This window comes from Pseudomonas sp. GCEP-101, from assembly GCF_025133575.1.
Lineage (GTDB): Bacteria > Pseudomonadota > Gammaproteobacteria > Pseudomonadales > Pseudomonadaceae > Pseudomonas > Pseudomonas nitroreducens_B.
Window position 1 is genome coordinate 2,960,054 of sequence record NZ_CP104011.1, and the last position, 18,501, is coordinate 2,978,554.

The 18,501-nt window shown below is 67.4% G+C and carries 15 protein-coding genes; 10 read left to right on the plus strand and 5 right to left on the minus strand.

Annotation, left to right across the window (positions count from 1 at the left end):
* Positions 1 to 68 precede the first annotated feature (68 nt).
* Genes N0B71_RS13550 through N0B71_RS13575 form a run of 6 tightly spaced genes read left to right on the plus strand, consistent with a single transcriptional unit; the run spans position 69 to position 10,288 of the window.
* Positions 69 to 863 (plus strand): YfaP family protein, encoded by a 795-nt coding sequence (locus N0B71_RS13550; protein ID WP_259759561.1) that lies wholly within the window; start codon positions 69 to 71, stop codon positions 861 to 863.
* A gap of 38 nt (positions 864 to 901) precedes the next feature.
* The gene (locus N0B71_RS13555; protein WP_259759345.1) at positions 902 to 2,653 is read left to right on the plus strand and encodes a DUF2138 domain-containing protein; all 1,752 of its coding nucleotides are present in this window, start codon (positions 902 to 904) and stop codon (positions 2,651 to 2,653) included.
* Entirely contained in the window at positions 2,638 to 3,282 is a 645-nt protein-coding gene (locus N0B71_RS13560; protein ID WP_259759346.1) for a DUF1175 domain-containing protein, read from the plus strand. The genes N0B71_RS13555 and N0B71_RS13560 overlap by 16 nt, the downstream gene beginning before the upstream one ends.
* The gene (locus N0B71_RS13565) at positions 3,279 to 7,832 is read left to right on the plus strand and encodes an alpha-2-macroglobulin family protein (RefSeq protein WP_259759347.1); all 4,554 of its coding nucleotides are present in this window, start codon (positions 3,279 to 3,281) and stop codon (positions 7,830 to 7,832) included. Before N0B71_RS13560 ends, N0B71_RS13565 begins: the two co-directional genes overlap by 4 nt.
* On the plus strand, positions 7,833 to 9,467 hold the full coding sequence (locus tag N0B71_RS13570) for a DUF2300 domain-containing protein (RefSeq protein WP_259759348.1): 1,635 nt from the start codon (positions 7,833 to 7,835) through the stop codon (positions 9,465 to 9,467). It begins immediately after the preceding gene.
* Positions 9,468 to 9,472: 5 nt separating this feature from the next.
* Positions 9,473 to 10,288: a YfaP family protein gene (locus N0B71_RS13575; protein ID WP_259759349.1), complete on the plus strand. Its 816-nt coding sequence runs from the start codon at positions 9,473 to 9,475 to the stop codon at positions 10,286 to 10,288.
* A 582-nt stretch (positions 10,289 to 10,870) separates the two neighbouring features.
* Here the strand turns inward: N0B71_RS13575 and N0B71_RS13580 are convergent.
* From N0B71_RS13580 to gatC, 5 genes are read right to left on the minus strand one after another with little or no spacing between them, the layout of a single operon-like run.
* Positions 10,871 to 11,260 carry a carboxymuconolactone decarboxylase family protein gene (locus N0B71_RS13580; RefSeq protein ID WP_259759350.1) on the minus strand — a complete coding sequence of 130 codons (390 nt, stop codon included), beginning with the start codon at positions 11,258 to 11,260 and terminating at the stop codon, positions 10,871 to 10,873.
* A gap of 10 nt (positions 11,261 to 11,270) precedes the next feature.
* Complete coding sequence (locus tag N0B71_RS13585; protein ID WP_259759351.1) at positions 11,271 to 11,654, minus strand: septal ring lytic transglycosylase RlpA family protein; 384 nt, start codon at positions 11,652 to 11,654, stop codon at positions 11,271 to 11,273.
* Positions 11,655 to 11,708: 54 nt separating this feature from the next.
* Complete coding sequence (gene gatB / locus N0B71_RS13590; protein WP_259759352.1) at positions 11,709 to 13,154, minus strand: Asp-tRNA(Asn)/Glu-tRNA(Gln) amidotransferase subunit GatB; 1,446 nt, start codon at positions 13,152 to 13,154, stop codon at positions 11,709 to 11,711.
* 11 nt (positions 13,155 to 13,165) lie between these two features.
* A complete protein-coding gene (gatA, locus tag N0B71_RS13595) occupies positions 13,166 to 14,620 on the minus strand; it encodes an Asp-tRNA(Asn)/Glu-tRNA(Gln) amidotransferase subunit GatA (RefSeq protein WP_259759353.1) in 1,455 nt (484 codons plus the stop codon).
* 19 nt (positions 14,621 to 14,639) lie between these two features.
* Positions 14,640 to 14,927 carry an Asp-tRNA(Asn)/Glu-tRNA(Gln) amidotransferase subunit GatC gene (gatC, locus tag N0B71_RS13600; protein WP_259759354.1) on the minus strand — a complete coding sequence of 96 codons (288 nt, stop codon included), beginning with the start codon at positions 14,925 to 14,927 and terminating at the stop codon, positions 14,640 to 14,642.
* A gap of 239 nt (positions 14,928 to 15,166) precedes the next feature.
* Between gatC and mreB the strand changes: the two genes are divergently transcribed.
* The 4 genes from mreB to N0B71_RS13620 all read left to right on the plus strand — a co-directional run bounded on the left by mreB (position 15,167) and on the right by N0B71_RS13620 (position 18,492).
* A complete protein-coding gene (gene mreB / locus N0B71_RS13605) occupies positions 15,167 to 16,204 on the plus strand; it encodes a rod shape-determining protein MreB (protein ID WP_017518164.1) in 1,038 nt (345 codons plus the stop codon).
* Between the two features lie 131 nt (positions 16,205 to 16,335).
* Entirely contained in the window at positions 16,336 to 17,358 is a 1,023-nt protein-coding gene (gene mreC / locus N0B71_RS13610) for a rod shape-determining protein MreC (RefSeq protein WP_259759355.1), read from the plus strand.
* Positions 17,358 to 17,846: a rod shape-determining protein MreD gene (gene mreD, locus N0B71_RS13615; protein ID WP_259759356.1), complete on the plus strand. Its 489-nt coding sequence runs from the start codon at positions 17,358 to 17,360 to the stop codon at positions 17,844 to 17,846. Before mreC ends, mreD begins: the two co-directional genes overlap by 1 nt.
* A gap of 61 nt (positions 17,847 to 17,907) precedes the next feature.
* Complete coding sequence (locus tag N0B71_RS13620) at positions 17,908 to 18,492, plus strand: Maf family protein (RefSeq protein ID WP_259759357.1); 585 nt, start codon at positions 17,908 to 17,910, stop codon at positions 18,490 to 18,492.
* Positions 18,493 to 18,501: the final 9 nt, after the last annotated feature.

Sequence of the window (18,501 nt, forward strand, 5' to 3'; positions counted from 1 at the left end):
CAAGACCAGTTACATTTGGCTCCCCCGCAATGCACGATCAAGGAATGTTCATGCAGCTCACGCGTCGGATGGTTCGTGCCGTCTTGTATCTGTCAGCCAGTCTCCTGGCTGCGATGGCCGCTGCCGAGCCGCGTGCGGACCTCTCCAGCCCCAGCGCCGGCTGGCGCTATTCCGGCCTGACCGATGACCCCAGCGTGCCCCGCGTGGCTTACCCCACGCCGCCCATCGACCGTGGCGGCGCGCGCGGTCGCAGCCTGATCGAAGGCCACCTGCGCGAAGTCGCCGGCGTCGACCGCGCCCAGCGTCTGGTGGTCAACGGTAACCCGCTGCCGCTGTACACCGACGGCGAGGGCAAGTTCGTCCGCCCCTACAACTTCGGCGCCGGCAGCAACAGCGTCGAGGTGGCCAGCGCCGACGGCAAATCCCTCAAGCGCGTCCAGTTCTATGAAGCCAACAACAGCCGGGTCGCGCCACGCATCCGCCTGGCGCTGGGCTGGAACGACCCCAAGGCCGAACTCGATCTGCATATCGTCACGCCTGACGGCCAACATGCCTTCTGGGCACGCCCGCGCCTGAGCAACGGCGGCGGCCTCGACCCCGATGGCGTCGATGGCCCCGGCCCGGAAATGTTCACCATGGCCGCGCCGCTGCACGGTACCTACCTGGTCTACGTGAACTACTGGGGCAACTACAACGCCAGCCAGGGGTACAACTTCCAGGAAGGCAATCACGAGCAGGACGTGATCACCGCCGAGATCAACCTGGTGTTCAACGAAAACACCGTCAACGAGAAGCGCGAGACCTTCGTGGTGCCCATGCGCACCATCGGCGATCTGGTGCTGGTGAAGACCTTCAACTACTGAATTCGCCCCTCGCAGGGATGACACGGGACAAGCGATCCATGAGCGACAACACTCCTACCAGCAGCCCAGACAGCACCCCGGCCGCGCCGGCGGTGCAGCCTTCACGCCGTGGTCCGCTGATCGCCATCGGCGCGCTCGCCGCCGCCCTGGTCGCCGGCGGCCTGGCCCTGGCCTTCGGGCTGATCCCCGCTTTCCACAGTGCGCCGGTGGGCACGCTGGAAGCGCCGGCAAGCCCGGAAGTGGTCCGCGATCTGAAGCGCCCGGATGCGCTGATCGAGAGTGCCTCCCTCAGCCAGTTGCCCAAGGCCGTGCTGGAGGTGCCGCTGCTGCGCGACGTGCTCACCGAGGACTTCGTCTTCTACTACGAGAACAACGCCGACCGCCTGGGCCTGACCGGCACGCTGCGGCGCATCGTCTACGAGCACGACCTGACCCTCAAGGACAGCGTGATCGAGGAGTTGCTCGACCAGCCGGCCCAGGTCGCCCTGTGGCGCGGCGCCGACGGCCGCCTGCGCGACTTCATGGTGGTGATCAAGCGCGGCGGACTGGCCAAGGTGCTGGAGCCGCTGGCCAAGGTCGCGGCCGATGACACCCAGTTGAAGAAGGTTGCCGAGGTCCAGGTGAAGGGCAGCGCCACGCCGGTCTACAGCCTGCGCTATGGCGCCGAGAAGACCGTGCTGTTCGTCTCCCGTGGCGACCAGATGCTGGTGCTGTCGAACCCGAAGATGCTCTTCCCGCATCCGGACTACGACAACCTGGGCGAGCCCGATGCCGCCGTGGCCAAGGACCTGGGCAGCGCGCTGGAAGGCGAGCCGCTGTTCGCCAAGGACTTCGGCCTGGAGCCGCGCGGCGAGCTGAAGCAGCGCATCACCCTGGGCGCCGGTGTGCTCGCCATGGGTTACCAGCGCTTCATCCCGACCTTCGCCGGCGTGCGCTTCGAACAGGGTAACGATGGCTGGCACAGCTACCTGGCGCTCAATGAGGTCGCCCGCCAGCCGGATCTGGATTTCGCACCCGTCTGGCAGGCCATGCCCATGGGCGCCAGCGCCTGCGTCGCGCTGCCGGTTACGCCGGGCCTTTACGACAACATGCTGGTGAAGCTGGGCGCCGAGCAGAAGATGGCCGCCGCCTTCTCCGAACACCTTTCCGGTGCCGCGGGTCTGTGCTGGTACCCGGATTCACGCCTGCATTCGCCGCTGCTCGCGGTGAAGCTCGATGCCCCCGCCAGCCCCGAACTGGACGACCAGTTGGGCAAGCTGTTCGGCAGCGTGATCGGCGCCTACGAGGCCAACGTGGAGGGTGGCGCCTTCGAGGTGGAAAGCCGCGCCGAAGGGGAAGGCCACCTGTGGCAGCGCCAGGTCAGCTCGCGCTTCGGCCAGTATCCGGCCAGCGAAGCGGAGAACCCCGATCAGGTCAGTGGCAACGGTTTCTTCCGCGTCAGCCTGCTGCGCGATGGCAACACCCTGTTGTTCTCCATAGACGACAAGCTGCTCGACAAGGCCCGCAACACCCTGGCCAAGCGCTTCCCGCCGCTGGCCGACGTGCTGCCCAAGGACGCCCTGGTGCCCGCCTACCTGGCGCCGAAGACGCTGTCCGAACTGCTCCAGCGCGAAACCCTCGACAGCCTGCCGCAGGACATCGAGCCGGTGTTCCGCAACGCCGCCGACACGCTGCTCCTGCCGCGCCTGAAGACCCTCGCCGGCAACGGCTCCTACGCCCTGACCCTGCCGGCCGGCAGTGAGCCCGGCGGCGAGTGGGAGTGGCTGCCGCTGGAATGGAAGGCGCTGTGATCCGCACGCCGTTCACGCTGCTCGCCGGTCTGTTGCTCGCCACCGTGGCGCACGCGGCGGAGCCGGCGCTGGATGCCCGGCAGACCCAGGTGTTCCGCGCCTGGTTCGTGCGCATCGCCGAAGAGCAGCTGCGCCGCGGGCCGAACCCGCGCTGGTACCAGCAGGACTGCGCCGGTCTCGTGCGCTTCGCCGCCAATGAGGCGCTGAAGGTGCACGACGCCAAGTGGCTGCGCGCCAACGGCATGTCCAATCGCTACCTGCCGCCGGAGCTGGAACTCACCGAGGCGCAGCGCAACCTCGCGCAGACCTGGCAGCAGGGCGGCGGCAAGACCGGCCCCTACGTCAACGCGATCAAACTCATTCAATACAACAGCCAGCTCGTCGGCCGCGACCTCAACCAGGCGCGTCCCGGCGACCTGATGTTCTTCGACCAGGGCGATGACCAGCATCTGATGATCTGGATGGGCCGCGACATCGCTTATCACACCGGCACTCGTACGGCGACCGACAACGGCATGCGCTCGGTCAGCCTGCAACAACTCATGACATGGAAGGACACCCGATGGATACCCGACGAATCCAATCCCAACTTTATCGGCGTCTATCGCTTGTCCTTCCTGACCCGATGAACGCGCTGCGCGGCATCGCCGCCGCCCTGGCCTGCGCCGGCCTGATCGCCGCCGCGCCCGCCATCGTGCAGGCGGACGACGACGTCCCGGCGAGCGGCTACACGCCCATGGCCGGCGAGTCGTTCTTCCTGCTGGCGGACTCCAGCTTCGCCTCCGACGAGGTGGCCAAGGTGCGCCTGGAGGCGCCGGGTCGCGACTACCGTCGCTACCGCATGGAGCCCTACGGCGGTGCCGATATCCGCGTCTACCGCATCGACCAGCCGCTGGACTTCCTCAAGCGCCAGAAGAACCTGCACCGCGTGCTGTCCGAAGGTCAGTTCAAGGGCGAGGGCCTGTCCAATACCCTGGCCTACCTGTGGGACAACTGGTACCGCAAGTCGCGTCGGGTGATGCAGCGGACCTTCTCCTACGAATCGCGCCAGCAGGTCACCGAGGTGGTGCCCGAGCTGAAGATGGGCAATGCCATCAAGGCGCCGACGCCCTACGATGCGCAACCGCAGTACGCGCCGATCCCCGGCCTGCCGATGGTCAGCCAGTTCCGCTACCCGCTGTGGGACGCCAACCCCATCCAGCCGCCGAAGGACGTGACCCTGATGGGCTCCTCCAGCGAGTTCATCAACGTCGCGCCGGGCAACGTCTACGTACCGCTGGGCAAGCTCAAGCCCGGCCTGTACCTGGTCGAGGCGCTGGTGGGCAAGTACCGCGCGACCACCGTGGTGTTCGTCTCCAACAGCGTGGCGGTGAGCAAGATCGCCGGCAACGAGTTGCTGGTGTGGACCGCGCGCAAGCATGAAGGCACGCCGGTGGGCGGCGCCAAGGTGCTGTGGACCGACGGCCTGGGCGTGATGAGCAGCGGCAGCAGCGACGCCGACGGCCTGCTGCGCCTGCAGCACGTCAGCCCCGAGCGTTCCTTCGTGATCGGCGAGGACGAGGAGGGCGGTGTCTTCGTCTCCGAGAACTTCTATTACGACAGCGAAATCTACGACACCAAGCTCTACGCCTTCACCGACCGCCCGCTGTACCGTCCGGGCGACTGGGTCTCGCTGAAGATCGTCGGCCGCGAGTTCAAGAACTCCCGCGAATCGCAGTCGCCGCAGAGCGCGCCGCTGCGCCTGTCGGTGATCGACGCCGCCGGCACCACGCTGCAGACCCTGGACCTCAAGTACGACGCCAAGAGCGGCACCAACGGCCGCTTCCAGCTGCCGGCCAACGCCGTGGCCGGGGGCTACGAGCTGCGCTTCGACTACCGCGACCAGACCTACAGCAGCGCCTTCCGCGTTGCCGAGTACATCAAGCCGCACTTCGAGATTTCCCTCGACCTCGCCAAGCCGGACTTCAAGACCGGCGAGCCGGTGAAGGGCAACCTCATCCTGCTCTACCCGGACGGCAAGCCGGTGGCCAACGCCCGCCTGGAGCTGAGCCTGCGCGCCCAGCAGCTGTCCATGGTGGACAACGAACTGCAGTACCTGGGGCAGTTCCCCGTGGAGCTGTCCAGCGCGCAGCTCACCACCGATGACCAGGGCCGTGCCGCGCTGGACCTGCCGGCGGCGGAAAAACCCAGCCGCTACATGCTCACCGTGTTCGCCAGCGATGGCGCTGCCTACCGCGTGAAGACCAGCAAGGAAATCCTCATCGAGCGCGGCGCCGCGCGTTATCGCGTGAGCGCACCGCAGCGCTTCAGCGCCGCCGGCGACAAGGTCGAATTCAGCTACGCCGCAGAGCAGCAGACGCAGATCCAGCCGACCGCCTACCGCTGGCTGCGACTGGAAGACCGCAGCAGCGGCGACGGCGCCGTGGCCGATGGCACGTTCGCCATCACCTTCGACAAGCCCGGCACCTACAGCATCGAGCTGCGCGACAAGGCCGGCCAGTTGCTCGGCGGCACCGGTCACTCGGTCAGCGGCGATGGCGTGAAGGCCGTGCCGGGCACCGTGGAAATCGTCCTCGACAAGGCCGAGTACAAGGCCGGCGAAGAAGCGCTGGCGCTGATCACCTTCCCGGAGCCGGTGGACGACGCGCTGCTGTCGCTGGAGCGCGACAAGGTCGAGGCCACCGCGCTGCTGTCCAAGGGCGGCGACTGGCTGAAGCTGGAGAAGCTCAACCCGACCCAGTACCGCGCACGTATCCCGGTGAAGGCCGAGTTCTCGCCGAACCTGACCTTCTCCGTGCTCTACACCCGCAGTGGCGACTACAGCTTCCAGAACGCCGGCATCAAGGTGGCCGTGCCGCAGGTGGAGATCGCCGTCAGCACCGACAAGGAGCGCTACGAGCCGGGCGAGACGGTCACCGTCAACCTCGACACCACCTACGCCGGCAAGCCCGTCTCCAGCCACCTCACCGTGAGCGTGGTGGACGAGATGATCTACGCGTTGCAGCCGGAGATCGCCCCGGGCATCGACCAGTTCTTCTACCACCCGCGCCGCAACAACGTGCGTACCAGCGCGAGCCTGGCGTTCATCAGCTACGACGTGGCGCTGCCCGGCACGCCCAGCGCCCCGAGCCGCGCCAACCGCAGCGAGCGTGGTGTGAAGGTGCTGGAGCGCCCGCGCCGCGAAGAAGTCGACACCGCCGCCTGGGAACCGGAGCTGGTCACCGACGCCAACGGCAAGGCGCAGTTCACCTTCCGCATGCCCGATTCCCTGACGCGCTGGCGCATCACCGCCCGCGCCATGGACAACGACGGGCAGGTCGGCCAGAAGAAGCAGTTCATCCGCTCGGAGAAACCGCTGTACCTGAAGTGGAGCGGGCCGAAACGCTTCCGCACGGGCGATGCCCCGGACCTGGGCCTGTTCGTCTTCAACCAGGGCGAGCAGGACGCCAAGGCCGAACTGCTGATCCGCGCCAACGGCGAGGACAAGACCCAGGCGCTGGCGCTCAAGCGCGGCGTCAATTACATCGCCCTGCCGAAGCAGCCGCTCAGCGATGGCGACTGGAGCGTCGAGCTGCGCCAGGACGGCCAGGTGCGCGACAGCCTTAATGTGCACTTCAGCCTGGTGGCGGACAGCTGGCAGGCCCTGCAATCCAGGCCGCTGCAGGTCAGCGCGCAGAACACCCCGCTGCAACTGCCGGCGGATGCCCGCGACGTGACCCTGCGCCTGGATGACAGCGCCCAGGCCCTGCTGCGCGGCAACCTCGATTCCCTGCTCGATTATCCCTGGGGTGGCGTCGAGCAGACCGCCAGCCAGCTGCTGCCGCTGAGCGTCGCCTACCCGCTGCTGGCCAACGGCGAGCCGCGCGTGCGCGACCGCCTGCGGCTGATCATGCAGACCAGCCGCCTGCGCCTGGTGCAGATGGCCGGCCCGGATGCGTACTTCACCTGGTGGGGCGGCGAAGACAACGACGCCTTCCTCACCGCCTACGCCTACTACGCCGACTGGCACGCCAGCCGCGCGCTGGAAATCCAGCTGCCGGCGGACCACTGGCAGCGTGTGCTGGAACTGTACTCCGCGCGCGCCAGCGCCACGCCGCTGCTGCAGCGTGCGCTGATCCTGGCCTTCGCCCGCGACATGCAGCTGCCGGTGCAGACCCTGCTCAGCGGCCTGCTCACCGACCTGCAGAACGCCGGCGCCGGCGAGGCGGCGAAGTCGGTGAACGACTTCGACAGCGAAGACAGCCTGGTCATGGGCCAGCCGGACTCCGAGCTGGGCCTGGCCGTGGCCCGCGTGCTGACGGCCAGCCTGGCCGAGCAGAACAAGGTCGCGCTGCCGCAAGGCTTCGCCAAGCAGCTGGATGCCGCGCGTCTGAAGCTCAACACCAGCGACCAGCCGTTCGCCCGCGCCGTGCAGCTCTACAGTGGCAGCGTGGACGCCGGCCGCGCCCGCGCGCTGCTGCAGAGCCTGGCGCCGCAGCAGTCCACCCTCGAACGCGCCCTGGCGCTGACCTGGATGCAGCGCGCCGTCGCCGATGCTCCGGCTGCCGAGCTGCCCAAGCCGGTCGCGGACTGGAAGGAAGACCACAGCACCACTGGCGATGCCTTCTGGCGCTGGCAGGGCAAGGCGGTGCCGGCGCAGCTGGATCTCTCCGCCGCGCCGTCGCGTCCGCTCAATGCTTCCGTGACCTTCCGCAGTGCCGACGCGCCGACCACCCAGTTGCCGGTGACCATCAAACGCCGCCTGCTGCGCCTGGTGCCGGGGGAGGACGCCTTCGCCTTCAGCGCCGAGGAGCTGGGCGACAAGCCGCTGTCCAGCGACGAGCTGTACCTGGACGAAGTGACCCTGAACACCGCGCAGGCGCAAGCCCTGCGCTACGGCATGCTGGAAGTGCCGTTGCCGCCGGGCGCGGATGTCGAGCGCACCACCTGGGGCCTGCAGATCAGCGGCCTGGGCGGCGTCGAGGCGACCAGCCTGGAGCGCGCGCGCAACGAACCGGGCGACCTGTTCTACGGTGTGCCGGTGGACACCCTGGGCGGCGAGCTGCGCTTGCGCCACCTGGTGCGCTTCTCGCAGAAGGGCGAGTTCGTCCTGCCGCCGGCGCGCTACCAGCGCCTCTATGCGCCGCAGGAACAGGCGCTGGAGCAGCAGCCGGCCCTGGCGAAGATCAAGGTTCAGTAAATGCGCGCGCGTTTCGCCGGGCTGATCCTGCTGTTGCCGCTCTGCGCCTTTGCCGCGCAGGAGCCGGCGCAGTTGGCCTGGCGCACCGCGCAGGGTGACGAACTGCTGCGGCTCGGGCCGCAGCAGGTGATCGATCGCCAGCCGCTGCCCGCGGATTTGCGCGCGCCGCTGGGCAGCCTGTGGAAGCTGTTCGTCTACGCCTGGCTCAGCGACACCGGTCAGCAGGAGCCGGCCTACCAGTGTCGGGGCGAGAGCAAGGAAGAGGTCTACTGCTGCTCGGCGGGGCAGAGCATCGCGCGCGATGCCGCGCTGGTGAAGTCCTGCGGCCTGTACTTCCAGCCGCAGCGCCTGGGCATCGACGGTTCGCTCTGGCAGCAGTACTGGCAGGCGCGCCAGGCGCCGGCGTGGATCGCTCAGCTGGACAAGCTGGCGCCGCAGACCGAGGTGCCGGTCGCCGAACTGCTCGATCAACTGCAGCACCTGCCGGCCCAGGAACAGGCGCGCAAGGTGCTGCTCGATGTCAGCCTGGCGGCGGATGACGGGCGTGCGCCCGCTGCCCTGGGCGGACGCTTGCGGGTGAAGACCTGGAGTTGGGACGAGCGCGGCCAGCGCGAGGGAGGCTTCGCGGGTTGGCTGGTGGACGGCACGCCGCTCTGGGCACGCGGGCCGGGCACCAGCAAGACGGTGCTGGCCACCTACGGCAACGCCATCGGCGCCGCGCTGCCGGCGCCGTGGCCCGGTGATCCGGGGCGCTGCGTGGAGGTCGGGCTGTTCAGCCGCTATCCGCTCAAGGAGGTCTACAACGCTCAACATCAGCCCGCCGCGGAAGGCGTGCTGGCCGGCCGGCAGAACGTGTTGTTCAGCAATGGCGTTCGGCTCGACGTCGATAGCCACGGCGACCTGTTCCTTGAGCGCGACGCCCAGGGCCCGCGGCTGACGGCCCGCCTGTCCCGCGAGGAATACGTCGCCCGTGTGCTGGACCGCGAGGCCTCGGCGACGCCGGCGGAAGCGGCCAAGGCGCTGGCGGTGACCATCCGTACCTATTTGCTGCAGAACGCTGCGCCGCGCGGCGACTGCCTGAGCATCGACGACAGCAGCCAGCGCCAGCGCGTGGCGCCGCGCCCGGCCAGCGAGGCGGCTCGCGGGATCGCTGCCTGGACCGCCGATCTGGTGTTGGCTGGCGGCACCGTTACCTATCACTCGGACGAGGCGGGGCCATCGAAGCTGTCCTGGCGGGACGCCCAGGAGCAGGCGGCCAAAGGCCTGCGCTACGACGCCATTCTCGCCCGCGCCTTCCCGCGCACCAGCCTGAGCCGCTGGAGCAACCCGACCGCCGCCTGCCAGCCGCTGCCCGAGGCCGAGCGCTGGCTGCAGGCGCAACGACGCGACTGGCGCCCGCGCCTGGAAGGCGAGGCGGGCTATGAAGAGTTGCAATCCTTCGCCGTGTGCCGCCTGAGCAGCGGCCGGCCCTACGTCGATCGCGAACGCCAGCGCATCTATGTGCGCGGCCTGTACTCCCAGCAGGACCGCCTCGACCTGGCGCATGAATACCTGCACCTGGCCTTCCAGGCGCACCCCAATGGACAAGACGAGGGCTACGTGGAAAGCCTGGCCCGTCGCCTGATACTGGAATGATCACCATGACACTCGCCCACGCGCTCCGCCTGACCCTGCTTGCCGGCCTGATCCCGCTGGCCGCGCAGGCCGCCGAATCGCCGATCCGCCTGGACACCCCGTTGGGCGGTTGGCGCGCGGGCGATGGCGACAAGGCCGACTTCCGCCAGACGGTGAACTACCCGGCGTCTTCGGTGAACGCCCGGGCGGACCAGGCCGATACCGCGCGCATCCGCGGCGAGATCCGCGCGCTGCCCAAGGACAGCAAGGAACCGGCGCGCCTGGTGGTCAACGGCGTGGCGATGCCGATGCGGGTCGAAAGCGACGGTACGTTCGACCGTCCGTTCGCCTTCCCCGCGGGCTCCAACAGTGTCGAGGTCATCAGCCCGGACGGCCAGCAGCACAAGCGCGTGCAGTTCTATCACGGCGGCGGTGGCGGTGAGGTGGCGGCCAAGCTGCGGGTCATGCTGTCGTGGGATTCGGACAATACCGACCTCGACCTGCACCTGGTGACGCCGGATGGTGGCCACGTCTGGTACGGCAACCGCTCGCTGCCCAACGGCGCGGCCCAGGACGTCGACGTGACCACCGGCTACGGCCCGGAAATCATCGCCAGCCCGACCCCGCTCAAGGGACAGTACCTGGTCTACGTGAACTACTACGGCGGCGGCTGGAGCGAGGACGACAGCTCCGGCGACGTCAATGCGGCCAAGCCGCTGACCACGGCGCAGGTGACCATCGTCACGGAGGAGGGCACGGTGAACGAGAAGCAGGAGTCCTTCCTCATCCCGATGCGCCAGCCGGGCGAGCTGACGCTGGTCAAGCGGTTCAGTTATCCGTAACGGCCAAGCCGTCGGCCCTGCCGACGGATCGCGGGCGTGGCCCCCTCCTACAGGGGCACGCCCATTGTAGGGCGAATAACGCGTCAGCGTTATCCGCCGCCGTGGGGCTGCATGGTGCTTCGGGTGAGGTCTTATGGCGCCGCTTCGGCGTGCGCGTGACCTTCTTGTTTCGCCCCCTCGGGCGACCTACTTTGGCAAACGACCCAAAGTAGGCAAAGGTCTTGCCCCTCCATCCGGTTTTTCGCCTAGGCGAAAAATACCCTCGTTGAAGCGGAATTTCAGGGGCACGCCGCGATGGGCCATCCCTGGCCCATCGCGGCTCTCGCGACATCCATGTCGCTCAACCCCTGAAACTCCGCTTCCACTCGGCCTCCTGAAAGGGGCACTTCGGAGCGTGCGGGTATTTCACTGGAAGTCTTCAAGAGCCAAGAGCCAAGAGCCAAGAGCCAAGAGCCAAGAGCCAAGAGCTGGCGCTCGATGCGCTTTTCGTAGGAGCGAGCTTGCTCGCGAACCGCTGCGCTGCGCACTCCCTTGTAGGAGCGGGCCACGCCCGCGAACAGCGCCAACAGGCGCTGTCGGATCTCAAGCCTTCTGATCCGCCTGCCATGCCTCGATCACTTCCTGCGCCGCGCGGAAGGCATCGATGGCTGCCGGGACGCCGGCATAGACCGCGCAATGCAGGAGCGCTTCACGAATCTCCTCCACCGTGCAGCCGTTGTTCAACGCGCCGCGCACGTGGCCCTTGAGTTCCTGCGGGCACTTGAGCGCGGTCAGCGCGGCCAGGGTGATGAGGCTGCGGGTCTTGCGCGGCAGGCCGTCACGGTTCCACACGCCGCCCCAGGCGTGTTCGTTGACGAAGTCCTGCAGCGGCTGGGTGAACTCGGTGGCATTGCCCAGGGCGCGGTCGACGAAGGCGTCGCCCATCACTTCACGGCGCACCTGTTCGCCGGCCTTGCGGTTGTCGTTGTTCATGGTGGCTCCTTCAGAGTCCTTCCAGGCGTACCGGCGCGGTGCCGGAGCGCAGCATGTTGAGTTGTTCGGCGGCAGCCTTGGAGACGTCGATGATCCGCCCCCGGCCGAAGGGCCCGCGGTCGTTGATGCGCACCACGACGCTGCGGCCGTTGTCGAGGTTGGTTACCCGCACCCGCGTGCCGAAGGCCAGCGTGCGATGGGCGGCGGTGAGGGCGTTCTGATTGAAGCGTTCTCCGCTGGCGGTGCGTTTGCCATGGTGTGCCTTGCCGTAATAGGACGCGGTGCCTTCGGCGCGGTAGCCGCGGCCGGAGACTTCCGTTTCGCTGTCGTAAGACGGGGTGCTACAGCCGGCCAGCAGGGCCAGGCAGCCGACGAGGGCCATGGGTCGCAGCATCGAACCTCCAGATGTGAAAACGCCGGGCAAGCCCGGCGTCGTTGAAGTGTGGGCTCAGGCTTCGAGCTTCTTCTTCAGCAGTTCGTTCACTTGTGCCGGGTTGGCCTTGCCCTTGGCGGCCTTCATGGCCTGGCCGACGAAGAAGCCGAACATCTTGCCGCGCTTGGCTTCGTCGCTGGCGCGGTACTGTTCGACCTGCTCGGCGTTGGCCGCCAGCACGTCGTCCAGCAGCTTCTCGACGGCACCCGAGTCGGTGTTCTGCACCAGGTCCTTGGCCTTGATGATCTCGTCGGGCGAGCCTTCGCCTTCGGCCATGGCGGCGAACACGGTCTTGGCCGCCTTGCCGTTGATGGTGCCGTCCTTCAGGCGCAGGATCATCTCGCCCAGGTGCTGGGCGGATACCGGCGACTGCTCGATCTCCAGGCCGTCCTTGTTGAGCAGGCTGGAGAGCTCGCCCATCACCCAGTTGGCCGCCAGCTTGGCGTCGCCGCAGATGGTCTGGACCTGCTCGAAGTAGTCAGCCATCTCGCGGCTGGCGGACAGCACGCTGGCGTCGTAGGCGGACAGGCCGTACTGGCTCTCGAAGCGCTCGCGCTTCTGGTCCGGCAGTTCCGGCAGCTGGCCGCGCAGTTCTTCGAGGAAGGCGCGCTCGATCACCACCGGCAGCAGGTCCGGGCAGGGGAAGTAACGGTAGTCGTTGGCTTCTTCCTTGCTGCGCATGGAGCGCGTTTCGTTAGCCGCTACGTCATACAAGACGGTTTCCTGGACGATCTTGCGACCGGACTCAAGCTCGTCGATCTGCCAGGCGATCTCGGCATTGATGGCCCGCTCGATGAACTTGAACGAGTTGACGTTTTTGATTTCCCGGCGGGTGCCAAATTCGGCCTGGCCCTTGGGGCGTACCGAGACGTTGCAGTCGCAGCGCAGCGAGCCTTCGGCCATGTTGCCGTCGCAGATGCCCAGGTAGCGCACCAGCGCATGAATCGCCTTGGCATAAGCTACCGCTTCTTTGGCGCTGCGCATCTCCGGCTCGGAGACGATCTCCAGCAGCGGAGTGCCGGCGCGGTTCAGGTCGATGCCGCTCATGCCGTGGAAGTCTTCGTGCAGGCTCTTGCCGGCGTCCTCTTCCAGGTGCGCGCGGGTGATGCCGACGCGCTTGACGGTGCCGTCTTCCAGGGTGATGTCCAGGAAGCCCTCGCCGACGATGGGGTGGTCCATCTGGCTGGTCTGGTAACCCTTGGGCAGGTCCGGGTAGAAGTAGTTCTTCCGGGCGAAGACGTTGCGCTCGGCGATTTCGGCGTTGATCGCCAGGCCGAACTGGCAGGCCATGCGCACGGCCTCCTGGTTCAGCACCGGCAGGGTGCCGGGCATGGCCAGGTCGACCAGGCTGGCCTGGGTGTTCGGGGCGGCGCCGAAAGTGGTGGCGCTACCGGAGAAGATCTTCGATTGGGTGGAGAGCTGTGCGTGGATTTCCAGCCCTATCACGGTTTCCCATTGCATCTATATCGTCCTCAGAATCCAGCCGGTGCTTGTTTGTGCCAGTCAGTGACCAGTTGGTACTGGTGCGCGACGTTGAGCAGGCGGCCTTCCTGGAAGTACGGCGCGAGCAGCTGGACACCCACCGGCAGGCCATCGACGAAGCCGGCCGGCATGGACAGGCCCGGAATGCCGGCGAGGTTGGCGGTGATGGTGTAGATGTCTTCCAGGTACTGGGCGACCGGGTCGTTATTCTTCTCGCCCAGTTTCCAGGCCGGGTTGGGCGTGGTCGGGCCGAGGATCACGTCGACTTCGGCGAAGGCGCTGGTGAAATCGTTCTTGATAAGACGACGAATTTTCTGAGCCTTCAGGTAATACGCGTCGTAGTAACCGGCGGAAAGCGCGTAGGTGCCGACCATGATGCGATTCTTCACTTCCGCGCCGAAGCCTTCGGCGCGGGAGCGCTTGTACAGGTCCTGCAGGTCCTTCGGGTCTTCGCAACGGTAGCCGTAGCGCACGCCGTCGAAGCGCGACAGGTTGGAGCTGGCTTCTGCGGGCGCGATCACATAATAAGCAGGGATCGCGTGCTGCATGTTCGGCAGGGAGATGTCCTTGACCACCGCGCCGAGCTGCTTGAGCTGCTCGACCACCTTCATCACCGCGTCGGCGATGCGGCTGTCCAGGCCCGCGCCGAAGTACTCCTTCGGCAGGCCGATGCGCAGGCCGGTCAGCGGCTTGGCCAGGGCGGCCAGGTAGTCGTCAACCGGCTGGTCGACGCAGGTGGAATCCTTCGGGTCGAAGCCGGCCATGGCGCCGAGCATCAGCGCGCAGTCCTCGGCGGTGCGGGCCAGCGGGCCGCCCTGGTCGAGGCTGGAGGCGTAGGCGATCATGCCCCAGCGGGACACGCGGCCGTAGGTGGGCTTGATGCCGGTGAGGTTGGTCAGCGCGGCTGGCTGGCGGATCGAGCCGCCGGTGTCGGTGCCGGTGGCGGCCGGGATCAGGCGCGCGGCGACGGCGGCGGCGGAGCCACCGGAAGAGCCGCCCGGTACGCGGGAGGTATCCCAGGGGTTCTTCACCGGGCCGTAGTGGCTGGATTCGTTGGCCGAGCCCATGGCGAACTCGTCCATGTTCAGCTTGCCCAGGCTCACGGTGCCGGCATCGGCCAGGCGCTCGACGACGGTGGCGTCGTAGGGCGAGACGAAGGCGTCGAGGATCTTCGAACCACAGCTGGTGCGCACACCCTGGGTGCAGAACAGGTCCTTGTGGGCGATCGGTGCGCCGAGCAGGGCGCCGGTCTCGCCCTTGGCGCGCCGCTCGTCGGCGGCCTTGGCCTGGGCCAGGGCGCTTTCCTCGGTGACGGTGATGAAGCTGTTCAGCTGCGGGTCGAGCTGCTGGATGCGCGCGAGCAGGGCAGTGGCCAGTTCCTGGGCGGAGAATTGCTTGTCGGCGAGCCCGCGGGCGACTTCGGCGAGGGTCAATTGATGCAGCATATGTCCGTGTCCTTAGCGCTTACTCGATGACTTTCGGGACGAGGTAGAGGCCGTCTTCCACGGCCGGCGCGATGGCCTGGTAGGTATCGCGGCGGTTCTCCTCGGTGACTTCGTCGGCGCGCAGGCGCTGCGTGGCTTCCAGCGGGTGAGCCAGGGGCTCGACGCCGTCGGTGTCGACCGCCTGCATGGCGTCGATCAGGCCGAGGATGTTGTTGAGGGTGTCGGTGGTGCGCGAAATGTCGGCTTCCGCCAGGCCCAGGCGGGCGAGGTGGGCGATCTTTTCCACGTCGGAGCGTTCAAGCGCCATCGGGGTCTCCAGCTAGAGCGGCCCGGTTCGAACTGGACCTGGCCGGAAGGAAGTGGTGGGGCGGGGAACAGAACCCGCGGCAGGTGGTCGAAGGCCGCTGGGACGGGCCGGGCAGGCCCGAAAAACGAGGAATCTAGCATAAATTGGCGCCTTGCCCAAAATGCCCGTGATTGTTAGAGTTTGCCGCACTTTTTTACCCGCGCATTTTCACCCACGCGCCATCTATGGGTTTCTTTCCAATGTTCAAAAAACTGCGTGGCATGTTCTCCAGTGATCTGTCGATCGACCTGGGCACGGCCAATACCCTTATTTATGTGCGCGAGCGCGGCATCGTCCTGAACGAACCGTCCGTGGTCGCCATTCGTAGCCACGGCAGCCAGAAGAGCGTGGTCGCGGTCGGTACCGAAGCCAAACGCATGCTCGGCCGTACCCCGGGCAACATCGCCGCCATTCGTCCGATGAAGGACGGCGTGATCGCCGACTTCAGCGTCTGCGAAAAGATGCTGCAGTACTTCATCAACAAGGTGCACGAGAACAGCTTCCTGCAGCCCAGCCCCCGCGTGCTGATCTGCGTGCCGTGCAAGTCCACCCAGGTGGAACGCCGCGCCATCCGTGAATCGGCCCTGGGCGCTGGCGCCCGCGAGGTGTACCTGATCGAAGAACCGATGGCCGCCGCCATCGGTGCCGGCCTGCCGGTGGAAGAGGCCCGTGGTTCCATGGTCGTCGATATCGGCGGCGGTACCACCGAGATCGCGCTGATCTCCCTCAATGGCGTGGTCTATGCCGAATCCGTCCGCGTCGGCGGCGATCGCTTCGACGAAGCCATCGTCACCTACGTGCGCCGCAACTACGGCAGCCTGATCGGCGAATCCACCGCCGAGCGCATCAAGCAGGAAATCGGCACTGCCTTCCCGGGCGGCGAAGTCCGCGAAGTCGACGTCCGTGGCCGCAACCTGGCCGAAGGCGTACCGCGCAGCTTCACCCTGAACTCCAACGAAGTGCTCGAAGCGCTGCAGGAGTCCCTGGCGACCATCGTCCAGGCTGTCAAGAGCGCCCTGGAACAGTCCCCGCCGGAACTGGCCTCCGACATCGCCGAGCGCGGCCTGGTGCTGACCGGTGGTGGCGCGCTGCTGCGCGACCTGGACAAGCTGCTGGCGCAGGAAACCGGCCTGCCGGTGATCGTCGCCGAAGACCCGCTGACCTGTGTCGCCCGTGGCGGCGGCAAGGCGCTGGAAATGATGGACCGTCATTCGATGGACCTGCTTTCCACCGAATAAGGTGGGGAGTCCTGTAGAGGTCGGTTGACGTTTCGCCCTGGCGGGGGAAACTTCAACCGACTTTGCACAGCTAGGAGCCGGTCATCAAACCGATATTCTCCAAAGGGCCCTCGCTGGGCGCGCGCCTGCTGGTGCTCGCCGTCCTGTCGGTCGCCTTGATGGTGGTCGATGCCCGCTTTGATTACCTCAAACCGGTACGCAGCCAGTTGGGCCTCGTGCTGAGTCCCTTCTATGGCATTGCCGATTTCCCCGTTCGTGCGTGGGAAGGCGTGCGTGACCAGTTCACCAGCCGCAGCGAACTGCTGGCCGAGAACGAGCGCCTGAAGGCCGAGCAGTTGCTGATGCAGCGCCGCCTGCAGAAGCTGGCCACCCTCACCGAACAGAACGTGCGCCTGCGCGAACTGCTCAATTCCTCTGCCCTGGTCGACGACAAGGTGCTGGTGGGCGAGCTGATCGGCGTCGATCCGAACCCGTTCACCCAGCGCATCCTGATCGACAAGGGCGAGAAGGACGGCGTGTTCCAGGGCCAGCCGGTGCTCGACGCCAGCGGGCTGATGGGGCAGGTGGTCGAGGTCATGCCCTACACCGCGCGCGTGCTGCTGCTGACCGATACGACCCACAGCATTCCGGTGCAGGTGAACCGCAATGGCCTGCGCGCCATCGCCGTGGGCACCGGCAACCCGGAACGCCTGGAACTGCGCTACGTCGCCGACACCGCCGACATCAAGGAAGGCGACCTGCTGGTCAGCTCCGGCCTCGGTCAGCGCTTCCCCGCCGGCTATCCGGTGGCGGTGGTGAAGGAAGTGCTGCACGATACCGGCGGGCCATTCGCCACCATCCGTGCCGTGCCGACGGCGAAGATGAACCGCAGCCGCTACGTGCTGCTGGTCTTCACCGATAGCCGCACCCCCGAACAGCGCGCCACCGACGCCGCCGAGGCCCAGGCCGAGGCCGATCGCAAGGCCGCCGAATCCGGCGCGCCGGCACAGCCCGCACCGGGCGCTCCGGCCGCCCAGCCGCATGACGCGGCGCCGCCCGCGCCGCCCGCCGCACCAGCGCTGCAGCCTGCGCACCCGGCTGGCGCCAGTGGCGCCGCTCCGACCGCGCCCGCCGCGGCACCGGCCACGCCTGCCGCGCCCAGGGCTCGTCACTGATGGCCAGCCAGGGTTCCAACAACGGCTGGGCCGTCTGGCTGACTTTGCTGCTGGCGTTGTTGCTGTCGGTCGCGCCGATGCCCAGCTTCATGGAGATCGGCCGCCCGCTGTGGCTGGCGATGTTCCTTACCTACTGGGTGCTCTACCTGCCGCACAAGGTCGGCATGCTCAGCGCCTGGGTGCTGGGCGTCGCCGAAGACGTGCTCTACGGCAGCCTGCTGGGGCAGAACGCCCTGATCCTCAGCCTGATCATCTGCCTGGTGCTCTCGCTGCACCAGCGCCTGCGCATGTTCCCCATCTGGCAGCAATGCCTGGTGCTGCTGGTGGTGTTCGGTCTCGCCCAGCTGGTCCAGCTGTGGATCAGCGCCCTGACCGGCAACCGTCCGCCGACCCTGGTCTTCCTGTTGCCGGCATTGGTCAGCGCCCTGCTCTGGCCCTGGGTCTACACACTGCTGCGGGCCCTGCGGCTGCGCCTGAACATCAACTGATAGTCCCCCTCGCGGGGGAATCGCCGGGCCCGCGTTGCGCGGGCTCGCTTCGGAGTCCCTGATGGCCCAGTTGTACCTCGCCTCCAGCTCGCCGCGCCGCCGCGAACTGCTCACCCAGATCGGCCTGCCGTTCCACATCGTGCCCGCCTCCATCGACGAGACGCCCGAAGCCGGCGAGACCGCGCATGCCTATGTCGAACGCCTGGCGCGCAGCAAGGCGCAGGCGGGGCTGAACTTCCTTGCCCAGCGCGCTGACGTCTGCGTGCTCGGCGCCGACACCGCCGTGGTGCTGGATGGCCGCATCCTCGGCAAGCCGGTGGACCGTGACGATGCGCTGGCCATGCTGCAGGCGCTGTCCGGCCGCGAGCACGAGGTGCTGACGGCGGTGGCGGTGGCCGACCGTGATCGCTGCGAGGCGCGCGTGGTCAGCAGCCGGGTGACCTTCCGCGCGGTGTCCGCCGAGGAAGCCGAACGCTACTGGGAAACCGGCGAGCCGCAGGACAAGGCCGGTGGCTATGCTATCCAGGGGCTTGCGGCGGTGTTCGTCAGCCGCGTCGAGGGCAGCTACAGCGCGGTCGTTGGCCTGCCGTTGTGCGAAACCTCGGCATTGCTGGCTGACTTCTCTATCCCCAGCTGGCAGTCTTGATCGGAAAGT

What these genes read in the sequence shown, in the direction of transcription:
- mreB (WP_017518164.1), top strand. Translation starts at nt 15,167, where the DNA reads ATGTTCAAAAAACTGCGTGGCATGTTCTCCAGTGATCTGTCGATCGAC.
- N0B71_RS13550 (WP_259759561.1), top strand. Translation starts at nt 69, where the DNA reads ATGGTTCGTGCCGTCTTGTATCTGTCAGCCAGTCTCCTGGCTGCGATG.
- N0B71_RS13565 (WP_259759347.1), top strand. Translation starts at nt 3,279, where the DNA reads ATGAACGCGCTGCGCGGCATCGCCGCCGCCCTGGCCTGCGCCGGCCTG.
- N0B71_RS13580 (WP_259759350.1), bottom strand. Translation starts at nt 11,260, where the DNA reads ATGAACAACGACAACCGCAAGGCCGGCGAACAGGTGCGCCGTGAAGTG.
- mreD (WP_259759356.1), top strand. Translation starts at nt 17,358, where the DNA reads ATGGCCAGCCAGGGTTCCAACAACGGCTGGGCCGTCTGGCTGACTTTG.
- gatB (WP_259759352.1), bottom strand. Translation starts at nt 13,154, where the DNA reads ATGCAATGGGAAACCGTGATAGGGCTGGAAATCCACGCACAGCTCTCC.
- N0B71_RS13620 (WP_259759357.1), top strand. Translation starts at nt 17,908, where the DNA reads ATGGCCCAGTTGTACCTCGCCTCCAGCTCGCCGCGCCGCCGCGAACTG.
- N0B71_RS13570 (WP_259759348.1), top strand. Translation starts at nt 7,833, where the DNA reads ATGCGCGCGCGTTTCGCCGGGCTGATCCTGCTGTTGCCGCTCTGCGCC.
- N0B71_RS13560 (WP_259759346.1), top strand. Translation starts at nt 2,638, where the DNA reads ATGGAAGGCGCTGTGATCCGCACGCCGTTCACGCTGCTCGCCGGTCTG.
- N0B71_RS13585 (WP_259759351.1), bottom strand. Translation starts at nt 11,654, where the DNA reads ATGCTGCGACCCATGGCCCTCGTCGGCTGCCTGGCCCTGCTGGCCGGC.
- gatA (WP_259759353.1), bottom strand. Translation starts at nt 14,620, where the DNA reads ATGCTGCATCAATTGACCCTCGCCGAAGTCGCCCGCGGGCTCGCCGAC.
- N0B71_RS13555 (WP_259759345.1), top strand. Translation starts at nt 902, where the DNA reads ATGAGCGACAACACTCCTACCAGCAGCCCAGACAGCACCCCGGCCGCG.
- gatC (WP_259759354.1), bottom strand. Translation starts at nt 14,927, where the DNA reads ATGGCGCTTGAACGCTCCGACGTGGAAAAGATCGCCCACCTCGCCCGC.
- N0B71_RS13575 (WP_259759349.1), top strand. Translation starts at nt 9,473, where the DNA reads ATGACACTCGCCCACGCGCTCCGCCTGACCCTGCTTGCCGGCCTGATC.